The sequence below is a fragment of the Streptococcus sp. 210928-DFI.4.42 genome, assembly GCF_020554365.1.
Classification (GTDB): domain Bacteria; phylum Bacillota; class Bacilli; order Lactobacillales; family Streptococcaceae; genus Streptococcus; species Streptococcus parasanguinis_S.
Genome location: NZ_JAJCHF010000043.1, coordinates 1 through 3,819, shown reverse-complemented (window position 1 = coordinate 3,819; position 3,819 = coordinate 1). Strand labels below are relative to the sequence as shown.

The window sequence follows — 3,819 nt, the reverse complement described above, 5'->3', positions numbered from 1 at the left end:
AGATGAACTTTTCAAAAAAACAACTTTCCGAAAAATTGATCTTTTTCGGAAAGTTTGATTAAGGGTTTCTCGTAAGTCCTTGGGGCTCTAGGAGTCTAGATGATTAGTTGTTCACGAAAAAAACTGAAAAGCTCTCAGAATTATCATGTCAGCATCAAAAATGCAGAGTTTTTGTATAAAAATCCGAAAATCGAAGTCGATTATACAAAAATGACAACGGATATTACTCTTATAGAGAAACATCCATTGTCATTTTTTTGTAGCTTATTAAGAATTATAACCAAACATCCAAAAAAATAATAATGTAAAATCGGATCATCATTCGTAAACTCCTTTAGTAAAGAGTGCGTTTCCAAAAGTGTAGTTAGTCCAGAAATGAATTCTCACTCCCAAAACTTCCACCATCTCTTCGTTTTCTGTTCAATCAGCAACTGATTATCTTTTTGAGTTGCCAAAATAATCGTATGCAGTTGCTCAATTTGCTTCTTGTAGTCGTCTATTTGAGTTTTAAGGTCTGATATACGCTCATCTTTCTCTTGTAATACATTTGTATTATCTACGTAATCGCTTGTATTATCCTCTTGGAAGAGTATCTTTCTAGCATATGAACTGATCGAGTCTCCAAATTCTGTAGCTCTTTCCTTTAATTCTTCTTTTTCTCCAACGCTCATCCTGATGTTTAGGACAGTCATTTTTTCAGTCAAAACTTTCACCCCGTTAGCTAATATAATACACATTATAACACACAGTATTATTAAATAATACAAGAAAAACTGAGTTTTTGACTAAATTTCTTTGCGAAAAATTAGTATTTTTTGGAAATGTTGTGAACACTTCTTGGATAGAACACTCCTAACTCTTTATCTTGATGAGGGTATATCATTTGATAGTCTAGATAAAAAGTCAAATTATTGCGAGGGTCATTCTGGTATCGTTTAAGCTCAGATTTATATTCATATTTTGCATTCCTTAAGTAAAATGCAAGTGATTTATAGTATGGATAAGAATAATTAAATTTTTCTAGATATTCCCAAATCTTTCTGACATTTATATTTTTAGCTCGAATAAATGCATCAAGAATTTCAGAAACGCCCCCGCTATACCCAGGTCTTACCATAGCATCGATTAGTGTTCTCTCAACATTTGTTGTTTTAATAGGCTTTGAAAACCCAACAACTTCCTTAGTTATAACTCCTGTATTGTGAGTACTTTTCGAATTTAGAACATGCACTTTATAAGATGTTCCGTCATATTCAAAAGAGTAGATCATATTTGTTCGTCTCATACTTTTGGAGAAGGCATAATCGATACGTCCTTGAGTTATAGCCAGTCTATCACCTAAAGTAGAGCGTTTTTGGGATTGTTCTTTGTTAATATATATGTCTTTAGGGCTATTAATAGTTAGATCATGAACGTACATAGCACTATAATGAGATAGAAATGAACGAGATAATAACGATAAAGCAATTTCGTAAGGAGAAACGTATATATCTGAGGTTATATAGCGAATAACATAATCCCCTTTGTATTCGTTCATAATTTTAACTGGTTTAAAAAGTTTTAGTTTATCAATAATAATATCAGTAAACTTATTAAGGGTAGCTCTAGACTTAAGTTTTCCTTCTTCTTTTAATTTCTGAATAATTTGAATGATAGAGGTCCTATTTAAAATATTTCCAAATTCTTTTTTAGATTTTTGAACAATTTCGTCAGAATATTTTATTAAACCATAAGTATCTTTTTTGATTTGATGTTTGATTAATATTTTCTCAATTTCATTGTCTGTAAGGACCATTACTATTATCCCTCCAATATACTAGTTAAGATTTCACCGCTAAGGTATGGTATATATACCATACCTTAAGTATGTTTTAATTTATTTTATTTAAAAGCTATGGTATATATACCATAGCTTTAGTATAGCAGTTTAAAAAATAAAAAACAAGAAATTAAGATAGATCGCAAGTTATACATGGTATAATAAACTAACAACACTAGTAATATGATAGAGGTACTTATGAAACCAGATGATATTAGAAACACCATTTTAAAAGCAATTTTTTCAGATAGTGATCTGAAGGAAAATCTAGTTCTAAAAGGTGGTACTGCTTTAAAGCTACACAATATAACTGATCGCTCATCTCAGGATTTAGACTTTTCAATTGAAGAATCTATAAGATATGATAAAGATGTTGAAGGAAAAAAACTACAAGGTTTAATTTCAGATGCTTTTAAGCAAATTGGTTTTTTAGTTGTTGGATTTGAATTCATTGAAAAACCTAAAAAAAGAAAACGAGACTTGCCTCCGTTTTGGGGAGGATATAAGATTTCTTTTGCGATAGTCGATACAGAAAAATATCAAGAAAAAATAGATTTACAGGACCCTAATAAAATGAAGGAGCTAAGTAAATATGGAGAAGCTTTAGAAAATAATAGTAAAAAGATAGAAATAGATTTGAGCTATGATGAATATGTTGCAGATAAAGATAGTTATGATTTAGAAGGGACAACTATTTATCTCTATAGTCCACTAATGATTGTCTATGAGAAAATAAGAGCATCCTGTCAGCAGCTTGACGATTACAAGTTGGTTGGTGATAAAACACGTGCTCGAGATCTATATGATATCTATAAAACTTTAACAAATAAAGGACAAATTGATTTACGTGAAGCTGTTCTTAATCAAGACAATTTCTATATACTAGAAAATATTTTTCAAGCAAAAGATGTGCCACTTGAACTTATGTTAAAATTAGATAGCAAAAAGACAGAATTAGCTGAAGATTACAAAGCAAAAGTTGTCCCTCAAATACCTGCTAAAGAAATTGAAAAGTTTGAGTTTCTCTTTTCCTACAACGACCAATTATTCAAAGATTTGTTTAAAAAATATCAAGATTATAAACGAAAATAATCAAATTTTAATTCTAAAAAAGGCCAAAATAATAAAAAGTCTCATTATAAAATTGAGACTTTTTTGCTAGCATTTACTTTCAACTATATATCTTAAAAAAGAGGTAATTTTAGAACAATATTTTCTCCTATATCAATTCAAAAAGAATTTAAAAGTTTGAATATAAAACTGGAACTTTTTTACACACTTTTTCATCAATTACCCTACAAAAAAGACAGCAGGAATCAAGTTAAAAAATTCTATTTTGTCCTATATTTTTAGGAAAACACTAGTTCCTCTTTCGATACCTTCTTTGATAGTTCCTGCAGCTTGTTCCAATTTTCTTCTGTCGTCATAATACAGGCTCTTTTTTATCTGATTTTGTTGCTTGCTGCCATCAGGGAGTATTAAATAAAAATCAAACACTTATTTAACCTCATATAAGGACGTATTTGCCTCTTAGAGAGTCCAAGGTGGAAATATCCGACTTTTATCAAAAAAGCCCCTTAACGGCCAAAATATGGCTCCTGATGACGTCTTTAATTTTGTACTGTAGTGAAAAGCGTAAAAAATCTTTTTTTCCTCATGATACGAACATAGTTGCAGAATTCCTTCTGTAAATTTATAGAAATGAAGAAGGGGAAATGTAGTTAGTTTGAATTTTCTATTTGTAAATATTTAGCTAGAAAATAGTGAACTGAGAAAAAGATTTTTTTATTTTATTAAAAATAAAATATAGATTTTTTTCTTAAGAAGATACTTTCTAATTTACTTTCTAACCTACTTTATATTACTTTATATTACTTTGTCGACCTTAGAAACTCAGTAATACCAGGGGGTTGCGGATAAATAATTGACTATTTTGTACCCCATTATTGACTATTTTGTACCCCATTATTGACTATTTTGTACCCCATTATTGACTATTT

At 29.7% G+C, this 3,819-nt stretch carries 4 protein-coding genes; 1 reads left to right on the top strand and 3 read right to left on the bottom strand.

Annotated elements, in window-relative coordinates:
• Window positions 1-383: 383 nt before the first annotated feature.
• Window positions 384-713, bottom strand: coding sequence for a hypothetical protein (locus LIZ08_RS10110; RefSeq protein WP_227038806.1), 330 nt, complete (start codon window positions 711-713; stop codon window positions 384-386).
• A gap of 92 nt (window positions 714-805) precedes the next feature.
• The gene (locus tag LIZ08_RS10105) at window positions 806-1,795 is read right to left on the bottom strand and encodes a type IV toxin-antitoxin system AbiEi family antitoxin domain-containing protein (protein WP_024056487.1); all 990 of its coding nucleotides are present in this window, start codon (window positions 1,793-1,795) and stop codon (window positions 806-808) included.
• Window positions 1,796-2,017: 222 nt separating this feature from the next.
• Between LIZ08_RS10105 and LIZ08_RS10100 the strand changes: the two genes are divergently transcribed.
• A complete protein-coding gene (locus tag LIZ08_RS10100; RefSeq protein WP_031576638.1) occupies window positions 2,018-2,911 on the top strand; it encodes a nucleotidyl transferase AbiEii/AbiGii toxin family protein in 894 nt (297 codons plus the stop codon).
• A 249-nt stretch (window positions 2,912-3,160) separates the two neighbouring features.
• On the opposite strand, the gene LIZ08_RS10095 is transcribed toward LIZ08_RS10100, so the two are convergent.
• The gene (locus tag LIZ08_RS10095; RefSeq protein ID WP_020902496.1) at window positions 3,161-3,316 is read right to left on the bottom strand and encodes a hypothetical protein; all 156 of its coding nucleotides are present in this window, start codon (window positions 3,314-3,316) and stop codon (window positions 3,161-3,163) included.
• Between the last annotated feature and the right edge of the window lie 503 nt (window positions 3,317-3,819).

Bases quoted from the DNA above. Each gene is read 5' to 3' on its own strand.
- LIZ08_RS10105 (WP_024056487.1), bottom strand. From the start codon at position 1,795: ATGGTCCTTACAGACAATGAAATTGAGAAAATATTAATCAAACATCAA.
- LIZ08_RS10100 (WP_031576638.1), top strand. From the start codon at position 2,018: ATGAAACCAGATGATATTAGAAACACCATTTTAAAAGCAATTTTTTCA.